Raw genomic sequence first — 14,630 nt, 5'->3', positions numbered from 1 at the left:
GGGCGCCCGCGGCGCGGTCCGGGTTTACCGCCGGAATCAGGGGCTTGAGCCGTCCGACGGCTGGAATGACCCGGGATTCGACCGGGCGTTCCCAAGTGAAAAAAATCCGGACGGGAGCGCGTTGCTCGCAGCCAGAGCGTGTCATGGCCGGGCCATCGCCAAAAACAGGTCCGTTGGGGTAGAGTGACGCTGTTTCTTGCAGGCGGTCGCTGCTCCCGCCCGTAACCGAGAAGGGCGGAATTCGATTTTGCTATTGTCCCGGCTCGGCATCGCCTTGGATATGGTGCGATCGCACCATATCCATTGCACGCAGGGGTGGCAGCAAATCCGCAGCTGATTCCCTCGATTTTGTCTCGCCGGATCCTGCAATCCCGGCGACGCGGGTGCTAGCCCGCGTTGCGATGGACCTGACGGCCGGCGCCGACCCAGCGCTCGACCTTCTCGAGCAGAGCCCTGGGGCTGATCGGCTTGGGCAGATAGTCGTCCATGCCCGCCTCCAGGCAGCGTTCGCGGTCGCCCTTGAGCGCATGCGCGGTGACGCCGACGATCGGCACATGCGTGCCGGTCTCCTGCTCCAGCAGGCGGATCGCGGCCGTCGCTTCGAGACCGCTCATCTCCGGCATGGAGACGTCCATAAGGATCATGCACGGATTGAGCGTGCCGAAGGCGTCGAGCGCCTTGCGGCCATTGGCGACGATCTCGAAGCGGTAGCCGGTCTCGCCGAGGATCTGGGTGAAGACCATCTGGTTCACCTCATTGTCCTCGGCCACGAGGATATCCAGCCTTTGCCCGCCGCCGGAGGCAGGCAGCCTGGGACGAACCGGCGGCGGCTGCAGCTGCGCACGCTGCTCGGCTATCGCCAGAGGGGCCCGCGGGGCAATCTCGAGCGCCTCGCCCGCTGGCGGCTGAACGGTGTGGCCGCTGGTGGCGTGGCGATGGCGCTGAATGGTCGCGACCAAGGTTTCCAGGAGCGCCGAGGAGCGTGCCGGCTTGATCAGCTGCGCGTCGATGCCAAGATCGCGGTAGCTGGTGTTGGCAAGCGACTGGTCGACCGAGGTCAGCATGATGATCGGCGTATCCGCGAGGCCCTCGGTGTCGCGCACGATGCGCGCCATTTCGGCGCCGCTCATTTCAGGCATCTGATAGTCGAGCACGACGCAATCGACCGCCACGCCATAGGCCGCCGCGGCGATCAGCACCTTGAGGCCTTCTGCACCGCTTTCGGCCGCGCAGGAATCGAACGTCCACGAGGTCATCTGCTCGGTCAGGATGGCGCGGTTGACGGCATTGTCGTCGACGATCAGCACGCGTGCGCCCGTCACGTCCACCGGCGTGATGCGCTGTCCGTTCTGTTGCCCGGCCCCAGGCAGCGTCACTGTGAACCAGAAGGTCGACCCCTTGCCTTCGGCGCTCTCGACGCCGATGTCGCCACCCATCAGGTCGACCAGCCGCGAGGTGATGGCAAGGCCAAGCCCGGTGCCCTCGTGGCGCCGTGTCGACGACGTGTCGACCTGGCTGAATTTCTCGAACACCAGTTTCAGTTTTTCCTCGGGGATGCCGATGCCGGTATCGGTGACAGAGATCGTCAGCCTGGTTCCGGTCGGAACCCGTTCGCCGGTCACATCGACCAGCACGTGGCCTTCTTCTGTGAACTTCACCGCATTGCCGAGCAGGTTGGTGACGATTTGCCGGATCCGGCCGACATCGCCGATGAACAGGCTTTCGAGCCGCGGCTCGATGCGCACGATGAGCTCGAGATCCTTTTCCTTGGCCCGTGTCGACACCAGCGTCGCCACGTCCTCGATCGCCTCGGCGAGATTGAAAGGCGCCGGGTCGAGCACCAACTGGCCGGCATCGATCTTGGAGAAATCCAGGATGTCGTTGATGATGGTCAGGAGCGCATTGCCCGATTTGACGATGATGTCGGTGAATGTCTTCTGCTTCGGGTCGAGATTGGATTTGGCCAGGAGTTCAGCCATGCCCAGCACGCCGTTCATCGGCGTGCGGATCTCGTGGCTCATATTGGCGAGGAATTCCGACTTGGCGCGGTCGGCGAGCACGGCGCGCTGACGCGCCTCGCTGAGCTCCGCCTCGCGCTGCTTGAGCTCCGTGATGTCCGTGGTCGAACCGATCAGGTAGAGCGAACCGTCGGAGGCGATCATAGCGCCCTTGCGGGCGAACTGATGCCTGACGCTGCCGTCGGGAAGGCGCACCGTCTCCTCGATCTCCTGGGTCTCGCCGGTACGCAGCACGGCGAGATCGCTGGCTACGAAGGCCTCGCCATCCGGCCCGAAGATTTCGACGTCGGTCTTGCCGATCGCCTCCTGCTTGCTGAAGCCGGTGAGGTCGCACCAGCCCTTGTTGACATAGAACTGCCTGAGATCGGAGCGCTTGGCGTAGATCGACACCGGTACATTGTCGATCAGGCTGCGGAACACCTCGTTCTCGCGCATGCTCTCTTCCAGAGCTTGCTCGCGTGCCTTGACGTCGGTGATGTCGGTGCTGGAGCCGACCAGATGCACCGATCCGTCCGTGGCCACCAGACGGCTCTTGCGTGTCATCAACTGCCGCACGGTTCCGTCACGATGGGTGACGGGCTCCTCGACCTCACGCACACTGCCGTTCGTCACGACATCGGTGTCGTCCTGGCTGAAGCCCTCTGCTTCCTCGCCGCTGAACAACTGGCGGTCGGTCCGGCCGATGACATCATCCTTGGCGAGACCGGTCAGCGCGCACCAGGCCTTGTTGACGAATTCGATGCTCAGGTCCTGCGCCTTGATGAAGGCGGCTACCGGCAACTCGTCCATGACATGCCGGAAGAGATCGATCTGGCGCATCGAGTGATGAAGCGCAGCCTCGCGACTCTTCAGGTCGGTGATGTCGACGCGCACGCCGATGAACGTGCCGTCATCGGTGCGCATGTCATAGACCTGGTACCAGCGTCCATCCGAATTGAGGCGCTCATAGGAGGAATTCGGCAGACGGTAACGGGCCAGGATGCCGTCAAGCCAGCGTTCGGAATCGACTTCGTACAGGCTGTCGATCCCAGGATCGCCGCTCGAACGGAAATAGCCGACCGAATGGCCGAACTCCAGCGCTTCGCGGATAGTGCGGCCGGGCTGCCAGAAGGGCTTCAGCGCCGGCAGCGTATTCTGCAGCCTGTGGTTGGCGAAGACGAAGTTGTCGTCCCGATCGTAGATGATAACGCCGGCCGGCAGCGATTCCAGCACGTTGGCGAGATGCTTCCGCGCTTCCTGCGCTTCGGTCTCGCGCCGCTTCATGTCGGAGATGTCGAAGAGAAAGCCGGCTACATAGTCGCGGCCGCTTGCCATGCGGACGCGGTTCTTCCTGACGATGCGCGAACGGCTGGCGCCGCCCGCCTCGAAGTTTTCCTCCACTTCATATTGCCGCCCGCTGGCCAGCACCTCACGTTCGCTGCTTTCGAACAACGCGACGTCGGCCGGCCCGAGGAAATCGCCCCCCGGTTTGCCAAGCATGGCTTGCGGCGCCTGCTTGAACAGCGCCGCGAAGGCCTCGTTGACGAAGACGAAGCGCAAATTGTCGTCCTTGACGAAGATCGGATCCTCGACGGCGTTGATCACGGTCTCCGCCAGCCGCGCCTTTTCCAGCGCTTCGGCAAGTTCGGCCTCGCGGTCCTTCATGTCGGTGACATCGACATAGCAAATGAGCAGCTTGCCGCCGGCCAGCGGCGCCATCGACGCGATCAGCGTCCCGCCGTCTTTGCACGGGAACTGCCACGATCCGGCGGTGCCGGCTCTGATTTCGGCCTCGCGCTCGGCGACATGCCGCTGCCATGTCGCGTCGTCCGAGCCATAGGGGTCGGTGTCGCGGCTCGCGTTCATCAGATCGCGGAAGCTGCAGCCGGTCTCGGCGTCCTGGGCGTCGATCTGCCAGAAATCGTAGAAGGCGCGGTTGATGACCTCGACACGCATGGCGGCATCGAGGACGAGAACGCCGATCGGCATCTGATCGACCATGGTGCGGAGATTGGCGAATGTCTCGGCGATCTTGGCGTTGGCATTCTCGATCTCGGCGTCACGACGCTTGACCTCGGTGACCTCATAGTAGGTCAGCAGGCGTTTGCCTCCCGACAGAGCGGTGACGGAGAACATCATGGTCCGCCCGTCGGCGCGGACAAACTCCCGAGGTGCGACGGTACCGGCCCTGATCTCCTCGACGCGGGTGGCGAGGTAGCGCTGCCATTGCTCTTCGTCGATGTCGCCATAGATGCCGTTGCGGCGGTTAAGTTCCATCAACAGACTGAACGGAGCGCCGACGGTCACGGCCCCATCTGGAATCCCGGAGAGGTCGCGATAGGCCTTGTTGACGATCAGCGTGTCGAGCCTGGCATCCAGGAGCACGACGCCCATATGCATGGCATCCATCGTCCGCTCGAGATCGCCAAGATGCTGGACGGACTCGCCGTCAGCTGGCGGTTCCATGGCCTCGAAGGCGCTGGCCAGCGCGGTGACGTTGCGGCCTATGCCGCGATAGCCGGCGAATTTTCCGTCGCTGTCGAAACGCGGGAAGCCTGACGTCAGCACCCAGCGGCAGTCGGGGCGGCCACCCTTCAGTTCGTAGACGAAGTCGCGGAACGGCCGGTGCGCCTGCAAATCCTCCAGATGCGCTGCCGCGCTGCGGTTGCCCTTCAGGACCTGATTGAGAAAATCGAAGCGGAACCGGCCAAGCACATCAGCCGGATCGATACCCGTCGCCGCCTGGTAGTCTTGTGAAAGCCAGGAAAAGCGAAGTTCCGCGTCGGTTTCCCAGGTCCAGTCCGAAGCCGCTTCGACGAGCTGGCGAAGCGCGCCGGCGCAATCCATGTCGACGCCGGACGATCCATCGCCGCCATGCGCGGCTGCCTTGCCGGGCTCGCGCTTGCCGCGCGCGCCGATTGCTTCGTCCGATTCCGCCATGCTGTCCCCACCCCGAAAATCAAGGTCGAACCTTCCCTCCGCGGTTCGTCGGCGAAATGTGCCGCAGAAGCATTAACGATCCGCTAACCTTAACGGCGCAACGGGCCGGTTCCTTCTGCGTTATTCCGTCCGGTTGTGGCGCGCAGCGAGGCCGCGCTATAAGCATGTGCAGGGGTGTTGCTAATGTATGGACGGATTGTGCCTTTCTTGCTGGGCGTGGCGCTGCTTTTCAGCGGTGGCTGCTCGCGCAGCTATGACGGCACGGTCATCATCCCGCGGCCGCTCGATGCCCGGCGGATCTGGGACCGGCCGCCGCCCAATGTCGAATACCAGCCTCAGGTGGACAATGGCGCCTTTCCGGGGCCACCCCAGCCACCCGGACGGGTTTCCGAGCGCAAGGTCCTGAAACCTGCACCGCACCGACGGCATCGGACCGGGGTATCGCCGCAGCCTCCGCCGTCATCGGGCCCCGAAAAACAACTCGCATGCCGGAACGTGAGCGCACCCGGCCAAAGGGTTCGCATGGTCTGCGACTAGGACGGCTTTGCATTTGACAGGATCGCAGAACCGCTCCAGCGGACAGCGTCCTAGAGCGATGCCGCGCCCTTCCTCGGTTCCTTGGCCCCCAGTCTGTCGAGGGCAAGCCGAACCTGGCGCAGATCGTCCTGCCAGCCGTCGTCGTCGCCCATCGGGCCCTCCGTCGCAGCCCGCTGCAGCCCGCGCGCCTCGGATTCGATCTTGCGCAATTCGGCGATCTTCTGGTCGGAAGTCAGGGAGCCGTCTTCGACGATCTCCAGTATCCTCATTTCCCTGAACGTGGCCATGGCGTTCCTCCTGCCTGATACCGACCACAACGCCGCGAGCAGGTCCCTGTTCCAGTCGGATCCTGGTTCCAGCGGGCACGCGACAGGCTCATCGAGGACGGCTACGCGCTCGAAAACGCCCGTGGTCATTCAGCCGGAAAGAACTGGACCGACCACACGCACGGTCCGCTTGCCGGCCCCTATCGACTGCGGCTAGGCGGCACCCGGAGCCTCGATATCGGATTCTGGAATTGCCGCGACGCTGCCGAGGTCCGACTTTGCCTGAGGCAAAGGGATGATGGCATTGGTCATGTTCGTGGGCGTCACCGTCCTGGCCGTCAGTTCGGCAACCCGCTGATAATAACGCTTGACGTCACAGGCCTTGAAATTGGCATCGTCACGATACCGGAAAGCTGCCGGCAACTCGGTGTATGGTTTGCGCGTGTCGAGCGCCACCATGCTGTCGGTTTCCTGGCTGATATCGCTCAGCGTGTAGAGATCGACCGCGGGATCGTCGCAGATGTAACGGCATTGATCGGCCATTTCCTTGAGATCGCCGCTGCCGGCGAATTGCGACTTTGGCGCGGGGAAGAAATACCCATCCGAAAGGCGGACGCAAAACAGCATCGCATTGCCGCTGGTCGTGGCCCCGGCCGCCGCCGTCGCGGATTGGGCCTTCGGCGCCGGGCGCTCCTGCTTTGCCCCCGACGGACAGCCGAGCGCTGCGAACCGAGCCTGCGGGCCGGAATTGTCACGCCCGGAATTGGACGCAGTCGCGATCTGGCGCTGCACCTCAGTCTGGTTTCGAGCCAGGTCGGCGCAAGCGTTGAAGAAGCCGCCCGCGGCAGTTTGCGCGGTACACTTGCGCTGCCTCTCCAGGCCCTGAATTGCCGCGAGCTGGCGACGAAGCTGAGCCAGTGCCGGGCTCGCGCCTCCGCCGCGGCCAGCGGACAGCAACTGATTTCTGATCGCACCACAACTGTCCGCGTAGGAAGATGTTGTGCCGAACCCAAACGCAACGATCGATACCAGCGCGATCATCATGAAAAGACAGAAACGGGTCATCTGAATGCCACGGTCCTTGTCGCCGATGGTCCGGAACCACGCTCTTTCGACTTGGGTAAATTACCAATAAATGAGATATACATAATATTACAAGACTTCTGACCGAGAAGAGCTTCATCTAGTGCAATATAATCCTGCCTGTAAATTCGACATTACATTTTTATTTCAAGATTGAGACGAATCGGAAAACAACGGAGACAGACCTGCGGCCGTCGGCAGACCGATGCGTCGAGCCATGCGATCAATCAGGCGTTACCGGTGTCTGGCCTTGAAACCTTTGCCCGCGTTGTTGCGTTGAAGCGCGAAGGAGAACGCAGATGTCGATCCACTTCACGGTATCGGAACTGACGAGAAATCTTTTTCACACTCTCGGGCTGGATCACGAACGTGCCCCGCGGCCGCTCAATCCCGAGCAAAACCTGTTGCTTGAGTGCTATCTGGCCGGGCAGATTCCGGAATCGGCCTGGAGCGACTATGTCTTCGAGACTCCGGATCTGGCACGGCATGCCGAAGTACGGCGCCTGAGCCGTTGATCCGGCGATCGGGGGAAAGACGTTCGACCCCGCTCTCCGATTCAGACGAACCAGCCACGCCGCACGCTGATGCCCACTCCATCGCAGGCTTTTTTGGGTGTGCCGCTACTGTTTGGGCGAAACGAATTGCTGCGTGAACACGTTGCCGGCAATTCCTTGCGACAGTTCCGGCGATAAACTCAGCGGCGTGCAATTCTTCACCGCAGTTATTGCCGCATCGATGAACGACTGACGCGCCTTGTCGTCGCCGGCCACCTTGACGGCGGTTGGTCGCGGCTGTCCGATCAGAGTACCGTCGCGCTTGAAACTGAAGCTCAGGGTTACAGTCGAATTCCCGGCGTCGCCAGGCGGCGTCCAGCACGACTGGATCGCGGCCCCGACATCGTCCATGGTGTTGAGCGTTGCGGCAACCGATGTGCATACGACACCTGCCGACAGCACACCCGCAATCACCAGCTTTGCAATGCCTTTCATCGCAAGCCTCATCGTCACGACCAGCCGGCAATCCGCGCCGGACTGCCGGAATCGATGGTAGGGCCGATCGAGGCGATGGCAATATCCCTTGCCAAAAAGTTGTTCGGAGAGAGCCTACCGCGAAGCCGCCGGGGGCGCCTGACCGTGGCCGATGCGAGCCAATGCCGAAAGCAAAAAGGCCGGCACTGAGCCGACCTTTCCTTTCCGCCTCGACGGTTGCGCCAGTACATCCGTGGTCGCGGGCCGAAAGCGAATTGTTTCCAGTAGACAGGCTATTGGTAAACCAAACCTTAACGTGCCGACCGTCTCACGCACCAAGCAGGAATCGATAGCCGCGAAGATCGCCTCTTTGCGGTAGGACGGCCTATGCGACCGCCCTGAACTCGGCTTCCGGCATCGTCCCGAGCCCGGCGCACTCCGCGCACACCACGGTCTTTCCGGGACAACCACTTTGATGCGTCCCATGCGGGCAGCAATGCCCTTTTGACGCATGCCATCTGGAGCAATCGAAAACCTTGCCGCCGCCATGGCAGTGCGCGCATATCGTCTTCACGGAAGTCATTCCAAACTCTACCCGAACCCAAAATCCGCGTTGCCGCGAAAGCCACCCCCGCACCGCAAGTATCAGAGATCGCAGTGCTTTCAAGCGCTGCGGCCTGACTTAAATTGGGTGGATTCGGGCATGGGAAATTCCCGGGCTCTCGCCGGGCATTGCGCGCTCTTTGGAGGCATGCAGAGCCCATGCGGGACTGGTCCGAAATCGTTGGATTGTCTGGAGATCAACGACGCCGTTGCTTGGTACGCCCAAGGGGAATCGAACCCCTGTTCCCGCCGTGAGAGGGCGGTGTCCTGACCGCTAGACGATGGGCGCGTTCAAGAACCGGCGATATAGGCTGACGGCCAGGAAAAAGCAACTGGGGTTCGGCGGCTTTACCGCATCGAGTAAAAAGCGGTCCTCCGCGTTACCGCCTGGGCTCGATCAGGTCCCAGAGATTGCCATGGAGATCGGCGAAAACGGCCACGGTACCATAGGGTTCGAAACGCGGCGCCTCGCGGAATTCGACGCCTTTGTCCAGCATGGCGGCATGGTCGCGGGCAAAGTCGTCGGTTTCGAGGAACAGGAAGACCCGGCCGCCGGTCTGGTTGCCGATGCTTTTCCTCTGCGTCTCGTCGGACGCCTCGGCAAGCAGCAGCCTTGCACCCTGTCCGTTGGCGGGCGCGACGACCACCCAGCGCTTGCCGCCGCCGAGATCGACATCGTCGAGCAGCAGAAAGCCCAGCCGCCCGACAAACCAGGCGATCGCTTCGTCATAGTCGGCGACGACCAGCGTCACGGTCGCGACACGGCGATGTTCGGCGAATCCGGTCATGTCTGCGGCAAGCTCGTGTGCGGCATTGCTGCCTGCCTATTTGTTGCGGATTGCAAAACGGCCGATCAGGCGGCGCTCGGCGATATCATAGACGAAGATCGCACGGCTGCCGTCGGCAAGCTCGGCGTCGATCGAAAGACGGCTGCCCGACAGTGACTGGCTGACCACCCTGGCGCCCACCGGCAGCACGATATCGCCGCTGGCCGGCTCGCCACCCGGCGTCTGGACGTCGCCGGACAGCGGCGGGTTGGCCGATGGCGCCTTGCGGGCTTTGTAGACAAGGGCGCCGATCACCACCATAAGAGCAACAAACAAGAGGCCGAGATTGATGACCATGAAGCGGATGAGCTTGCCGCGCAGCTTGTCGACCTCGGGGTCAAGCGGCTTTTCCTGGTCTTCGTCGGCATCGGGCCGGGCCATGGCAAATATTCCGGAATGGTTTTTCGATGAGCGCTCATAGCGAAGAGGCCCCCGAATTGATAGAGGACCTGTTGATGGAGGCCGCGCCCACCTTGCTGGTCGCGGGCGCGGATGCGGCGGGCCAACGCCTGGACCAGTGGCTGGCAGCCGCCCTTGGCCCGGACATGTCACGCAGTCGCGTACAGATGCTGATCAGGCAAGGCGCCGTCGTCATCGACGGCAAACCGGTCGACGAAACCAAACGCAAGATGAGCGCGGGCGAAAATGTGTCGGTCGCCATGCCGGAACCGGAACCGGCGCAGCCGCGGGGCGAGAACATAGCGCTCGACGTGCTCTACGAAGACGACGAGTTGATCGTCATCAACAAGCCGGCGGGGCTTGTCGTGCACCCCGGCGCCGGCAACTGGACCGGCACGCTGGTCAATGCGCTGATCCACCATTGCGGCGACAGCCTGTCGGGCATTGGCGGGGTGCGCCGGCCGGGCATCGTCCACCGCCTCGACAAGGAGACCAGCGGCGTAATGGTGGTCGCCAAGACCGACCGCGCCCACAAGGCCCTGTCGGAAGCCTTTGCCGACCACGGCCTGACGGGCGACCTCGAACGCGCCTATCTGGCGCTGGTCTGGGGCATACCGCAGAGGCCGACCGGAACGATCGATGCGCCGCTTGGCCGCGCCGCCGACCGGGTGCGCCGCGCTGTCGTGCCGGAAGGCCGCGACGACGCGCGCCACGCCGTCACCCGCTTTGCCGTGCAGGAGCGTTTCGGCGAGGACCAGCGGGAATTCGCCACCGCAAGCCTCGTCGAATGTCGACTGGAAACCGGCCGCACCCACCAGATCCGCGTTCACATGGCCCATATCGGCCATCCCGTCATCGGCGACCCTGATTACGGCCTGGCGTTCCGCACCAAGGCCAATCGGCTGCCGGAGCCCTTGAAAAGTCAGGTCAAGGCATTTTCCCGGCAAGCTTTGCATGCCTGGCTCCTTGCATTTCGGCATCCCACTACCCATCTAACGATGAGGTTCGAGGCACCGATGCCGAGGGATATGGAGAAACTCGTCGACGGCTTCAGCAAACTCTGAACCGACCATCAAAAAACCTGACTGTCATTGTTCACTTCAGCGTGACACACTGTTTCGTGTTGAACAAATGCCTGTCTTTTCTGGTTTTGTTCCTGTATAGGATCTGTTGTCGCGGGCGAGCCTTTGGTGCTCGCGTCACATGCCCGCCGCGTTTCGGGGGCATCACTCCAATAGAGAGGGGGCGCTATCATGGCCCAGTCATTACCCAGTATCGTTTCCGGCGAAGGCGGCCTCAGCCGCTATCTCGAAGAAATCCGCCGCTTTCCCATGCTTCAGCCGCAGGAAGAGTACATGCTCGCCAAGCGTTATGCCGAGCATGAAGACACCACGGCCGCGCACAAGCTCGTCACCAGCCATCTCAGGCTCGTCGCCAAGATCGCCATGGGCTATCGCGGCTATGGCCTGCCGATCGGCGAAGTGATCTCGGAAGGCAATGTCGGCCTCATGCAGGCCGTCAAGAAATTCGAACCCGAGCGAGGTTTCCGCCTCGCCACCTACGCCATGTGGTGGATCAAGGCCTCGATCCAGGAATACATCCTGCGCTCGTGGAGCCTGGTCAAGATGGGCACGACCGCCAACCAGAAGCGTCTGTTCTTCAATCTCCGCAAGGTGAAGGGCAAGATCCAGGCGCTGGACGATGGCGACCTCAAGCCCGACCAGATCGCCGAGATCGCCACGCGGCTGAACGTTTCCGAGGCCGAAGTGGTGTCGATGAACCGCCGTCTGTCCGGCGACGCGTCACTCAACGCGCCGATCCGGGCGACGGAAGGCGAGTCCGGCGAATGGCAGGACTGGCTGGTCGACGACCACGAAAGCCAGGAGGAAATGCTGATCGAGCAGGACGAGCTGGAAAACCGGCGCGGCATGCTGTCGGGCGCGCTGGCCGTGCTCAACGATCGCGAGCGGCGCATCTTCGAGGCACGTCGCCTGGCCGAGGAGCCGCTGACGCTTGAGGAACTGTCGGCCGAGTTCGACATCAGCCGCGAGCGCGTTCGCCAGATCGAGGTGCGCGCCTTCGAAAAGGTGCAGGATGCCGTCAAGGCCGCCGCCAAGCGCCAGATGCAGGCGCTGCGCACCATCGAGGCACAGCCAGCGGCGTAAAGCCGGGATCGGCTACGAAACAAACGGCGGCGTCAGGAAACTGGCGCCGCCTTTTTATACGCCGCAGCCGGAGCCACGGTTGCCTCAAAGCCCATCCAGCGGAAACTTGAGGTACCGCCGGCCATTGGCTTCAGGTTCCGGCAGCCGCCCGCCGTTCATGTTGACCTGCAGCGCATGCAGGATCAGTCGCGGCATCGGCAATGTGCGGTCGCGCGCCTCGCGCAGCGCGACGAACTCAGCCTCTGTGCGCGCGGCGACAAGATGGATGTTGGTGGCCCTCTGCGCTGCCACGGTGCTTTCCCACAGGGGCTCGCGGCCACCGGCCTGATAATCATGGCCGACGAAGACGCGCGTCTCGTCCGGCATCGCCAGGATGCCCTGGATCGAGCGCCAGAGCCGCGCGGCGCTGCCGCCGGGAAAATCCGTCCTCGCCGTGCCGCTGTCGGGCATGAACAGCGTGTCATGCACGAAGGCCGCATCCCCCACCACATAGGTGATCGACGCCAGCGTATGTCCGGGTGAGAACAGCACCTTGACCGGGAGGGTTCCGATCCGGAACGTCTCGCCCTCGGCGAACAGCCTGTCCCACTGCGTTCCGTCGGCAGGAAAATCCGGCCAGTTGTAGATGACCTTCCACAGCGCCTGGACGTCGACGATCCTGTCGCCGATCGCCATCGACGCTCCGGTCTTCTGTTTCAGGTAATGCGCCGCCGAGAAATGGTCGGCGTGGGGATGGGTGTCGAGGATCCATTCGAGCTCCAGCCCATTTTCCCCAACGAAATCGAGCAGGGCATCCGCGCTCCTCGTACCCGTTGCGCCGGATTTCTCGTCGAAATCAAGGATCGGATCGACGATGGCGCATCGCTTCGTTGCCGGGTCCGAGACGACATACTGGATGGCCCCGGTCGGCTTGTCATAGAAGCCGCTGACCAAAGGCCTGGCCAAAGCTACATCCACTTCCGGCTCCCTTACCCCAGGGCCGGCAGGAACGATTTTCTCCACCGGAACCCATCGCGAGCATGGTTGTCCGCCCCGGCGGGCCAGTCAAGTATGACTTGGCTCGCAGGAGCGGAAAAGCCAAAAACCGTTCCGACGCGCTGGCTTCAGGCGGAAGGCTGCTTGGTCTTCCTGAGATAGGGCAGGATGGTCTCGTAGGCGCCGAAGCGCTTGATTGCATCCTCGTTGGAAACGGCGGCCGTGATGATGACGTCCTCGCCCTGCTTCCAGTTCGCCGGCGTCGCCACCTGGTGCTTGGCGGTGAGCTGCATGGAATCGACCGCGCGCAGGATCTCGTCGAAGTTGCGCCCCGTCGTCATCGGGTAGGTCAGCACCAGCTTGATCTTCTTGTCCGGTCCGATGACGTAGACCGAGCGCACGGTAGCATTGTCGGCGGGCGTGCGGCCTTCCGAGGTTTCGCCGGCGCCGCCTGGCAGCATGTCATAGAGCTTTGCGACCTTGAGGTCCTTGTCGCCGATCAGCGGATAATGCACCGAATGGCCGGTCGCCGTCTTGATGTCGTCCTGCCATTTACCGTGGCTTTCGACCGGGTCGACCGAAATGCCGATGATCTTGACGTTGCGCTTCTTGAACTCGCCCTCGAGCCCCGCCATCGTGCCAAGCTCGGTCGTGCAGACCGGCGTGAAATTCTTCGGATGGCTGAACAGGATCGCCCAACCGTCGCCGATCCAGTCATGGAACTTGATGGTCCCTTGCGTGGTCTCGGCGGTGAAGTCCGGCGCGATGTCGTTGATACGAAGACTCATGACCTATCCCTACCCTTGTGAAATATAGCCGGCATTCTTTTGCCGGCCGGCGCCGGCACCTAATCGTACCACCGCAGCGTGACTGATTAAACGCCGGAGATGACGGCTATCGCCCGACGGGCAAAATTTTTCCGCGCCTGCGGGGCGAAAAATAGAGCGTGACATCGGGCATGAGACAGACGTCAGGGATCGGGGAGGCGCGCCTCAGGCCTTGTTGATCGCCAGCGACGTCGCCAGATCTTCCATGCGCTGCGCCAGGGCGCCAAGCGCGTTGGTCAGCACGCTGTCGCTCTTGTCGGCCTTGGTCAGCGCCTCGTCGCGCGTCTTGCGCAAGGTCAGCACCTCGCTCTCCATGCCCTTGACGCGCTTCTGCAGCTCGGAGAGCTCGTCCATCACCATGATGCCGGCCATGACGGTCAGCCGCTGGTCGCCGATCTCGCCAAAAGAATCCTTCAGATGCGAGACATAACGGTCGAAGCGTTCGGCGAGGTCGATCAGATGCTCTTCCTGGCCCTCGTCGCAGGCCATGCGGTACTGCTTGCCGTCGATTGAAACCGTGACCTGTGCCATCGGGCCAGCTCCTATCTGTCCAACACGGCGCGGATGGTTTCCATCGCGGTCACCAGCCGTCGCGATACTTCCTTGTTGGCGTCTTCCAGCCGTTCGGCGCGCGCTTCGGAATTGTCGAGCTCCTGCGCCAGCCGGGAGCGATCGGCATTCATCCGCTGCACTTCGGCCTCGGCTTCCGAATAGTCCCGCTCATGCTCGAGCTTGGCCGCGACGGCGTTTTCCAGCCCTTCTATGGCCTTACCCAGCCTGGCGATTACTTCCTTGAGCGTGGTTTCCCCGGTCATGGCCTTCGTCCTGCCCTGCCCATCACCGAATCGTTCGCGTTCAGAACGCGTTATCCAGGAAACATTAGGCACCGGGTGAAGGCAACGTCAACAAAGCTCTCGCGACTGTCCCCCGCTAACGCTAAAGTAGGCCTGCCTGCGGCATCACAAGACCGGCAAATCTGCACCCGATTTGTTGACTAAAAGCCCGCGCCTGCTATGTGTCGCGCACCCTTTTCAAGGGCTCTC

General features: G+C 62.6%; 13 protein-coding genes and 1 tRNA gene. 3 read left to right on the top strand and 11 right to left on the bottom strand.

Features of this window, described 5'->3' with window-relative positions; genetic code table 11:
• Positions 1-386: 386 nt before the first annotated feature.
• From FJ970_RS07060 to FJ970_RS07050, 3 genes are all read right to left on the bottom strand, one after another.
• Positions 387-4,937 carry a PAS domain-containing protein gene (locus FJ970_RS07060; RefSeq protein ID WP_140754553.1) on the bottom strand — a complete coding sequence of 1,517 codons (4,551 nt, stop codon included), beginning with the start codon at positions 4,935-4,937 and terminating at the stop codon, positions 387-389.
• 587 nt (positions 4,938-5,524) lie between these two features.
• Entirely contained in the window at positions 5,525-5,761 is a 237-nt protein-coding gene (locus FJ970_RS07055; protein ID WP_140754557.1) for a hypothetical protein, read from the bottom strand.
• Positions 5,762-5,953: 192 nt separating this feature from the next.
• Positions 5,954-6,805, bottom strand: coding sequence for a DUF2865 domain-containing protein (locus FJ970_RS07050; RefSeq protein ID WP_227792047.1), 852 nt, complete (start codon positions 6,803-6,805; stop codon positions 5,954-5,956).
• 317 nt (positions 6,806-7,122) lie between these two features.
• Between FJ970_RS07050 and FJ970_RS07045 the strand changes: the two genes are divergently transcribed.
• On the top strand, positions 7,123-7,338 hold the full coding sequence (locus tag FJ970_RS07045; RefSeq protein ID WP_140754559.1) for a hypothetical protein: 216 nt from the start codon (positions 7,123-7,125) through the stop codon (positions 7,336-7,338).
• A gap of 105 nt (positions 7,339-7,443) precedes the next feature.
• On the opposite strand, the gene FJ970_RS07040 is transcribed toward FJ970_RS07045, so the two are convergent.
• From FJ970_RS07040 to FJ970_RS07025, 4 genes are all read right to left on the bottom strand, one after another.
• Positions 7,444-7,812, bottom strand: coding sequence for a cell envelope integrity protein TolA (locus FJ970_RS07040; RefSeq protein WP_140754561.1), 369 nt, complete (start codon positions 7,810-7,812; stop codon positions 7,444-7,446).
• Positions 7,813-8,608: 796 nt separating this feature from the next.
• Positions 8,609-8,683, bottom strand: a tRNA-Glu gene (locus FJ970_RS07035).
• Positions 8,684-8,774: 91 nt separating this feature from the next.
• Positions 8,775-9,182, bottom strand: coding sequence for a VOC family protein (locus FJ970_RS07030; protein ID WP_140754563.1), 408 nt, complete (start codon positions 9,180-9,182; stop codon positions 8,775-8,777).
• Positions 9,183-9,218: 36 nt separating this feature from the next.
• The gene (locus FJ970_RS07025) at positions 9,219-9,602 is read right to left on the bottom strand and encodes a fimbrial protein (RefSeq protein ID WP_140754565.1); all 384 of its coding nucleotides are present in this window, start codon (positions 9,600-9,602) and stop codon (positions 9,219-9,221) included.
• Between the two features lie 26 nt (positions 9,603-9,628).
• Here FJ970_RS07025 and FJ970_RS07020 point away from each other — a divergent pair, with 26 nt between their 5' ends.
• A complete protein-coding gene (locus FJ970_RS07020) occupies positions 9,629-10,684 on the top strand; it encodes an RluA family pseudouridine synthase (protein ID WP_140754567.1) in 1,056 nt (351 codons plus the stop codon).
• Positions 10,685-10,873: 189 nt separating this feature from the next.
• Positions 10,874-11,785 (top strand): RNA polymerase sigma factor RpoH, encoded by a 912-nt coding sequence (gene rpoH / locus FJ970_RS07015; protein ID WP_015315375.1) that lies wholly within the window; start codon positions 10,874-10,876, stop codon positions 11,783-11,785.
• A gap of 84 nt (positions 11,786-11,869) precedes the next feature.
• On the opposite strand, the gene FJ970_RS07010 is transcribed toward rpoH, so the two are convergent.
• The 4 genes from FJ970_RS07010 to FJ970_RS06995 form a co-directional block, all read right to left on the bottom strand.
• Positions 11,870-12,742 carry an MBL fold metallo-hydrolase gene (locus tag FJ970_RS07010; RefSeq protein WP_140754569.1) on the bottom strand — a complete coding sequence of 291 codons (873 nt, stop codon included), beginning with the start codon at positions 12,740-12,742 and terminating at the stop codon, positions 11,870-11,872.
• Between the two features lie 146 nt (positions 12,743-12,888).
• Positions 12,889-13,548: a peroxiredoxin gene (locus FJ970_RS07005; protein ID WP_140509714.1), complete on the bottom strand. Its 660-nt coding sequence runs from the start codon at positions 13,546-13,548 to the stop codon at positions 12,889-12,891.
• 204 nt (positions 13,549-13,752) lie between these two features.
• Positions 13,753-14,118 carry a cell division protein ZapA gene (locus tag FJ970_RS07000; RefSeq protein WP_140754571.1) on the bottom strand — a complete coding sequence of 122 codons (366 nt, stop codon included), beginning with the start codon at positions 14,116-14,118 and terminating at the stop codon, positions 13,753-13,755.
• Positions 14,119-14,129: 11 nt separating this feature from the next.
• The gene (locus FJ970_RS06995; protein ID WP_006200774.1) at positions 14,130-14,402 is read right to left on the bottom strand and encodes a DUF4164 domain-containing protein; all 273 of its coding nucleotides are present in this window, start codon (positions 14,400-14,402) and stop codon (positions 14,130-14,132) included.
• Positions 14,403-14,630: the final 228 nt, after the last annotated feature.

This window comes from Mesorhizobium sp. B2-1-8 (assembly GCF_006442545.2).
Taxonomy (GTDB): domain Bacteria; phylum Pseudomonadota; class Alphaproteobacteria; order Rhizobiales; family Rhizobiaceae; genus Mesorhizobium.
The sequence above is the reverse complement of the archived record's forward strand: the minus strand, read 5'-3'. Positions and strand labels throughout refer to the sequence as shown.